This is a genomic window from Xenorhabdus sp. TS4, from assembly GCF_014467265.1.
Classification (GTDB): domain Bacteria; phylum Pseudomonadota; class Gammaproteobacteria; order Enterobacterales; family Enterobacteriaceae; genus Xenorhabdus; species Xenorhabdus ehlersii.
Genome location: NZ_NKHQ01000028.1, coordinates 1 through 207 on the forward strand (window position 1 = coordinate 1; position 207 = coordinate 207).

General features: G+C 59.4%; 1 protein-coding gene. It reads left to right on the forward strand.

Annotation, left to right across the window (positions count from 1 at the left end; translation table 11 throughout):
- The coding region (locus Xets_RS12655) for a toprim domain-containing protein (RefSeq protein WP_187651785.1) at window positions 1–207 on the forward strand (207 nt) is incomplete at both ends.

Here is a 207-nt window from a genome sequence, read left to right on the forward strand (position 1 = left end):
GTGACAGCCGCTTACGGGGTGAACGGCGTCACCGCGGATCACTGGCAGGCGTTCGAACAGCACGGCATTAAGCAGGTGCTGATCGCCTTTGATAATGATACCGCCGGCAATGATGCCGCCGTCAAACTGGCGGCAGCACTGGTTGCCAAAGGCATCACGCCGCTGCGTATAGTGTTCCCGCCAGATCAGGATGCCAACGGGTATCTG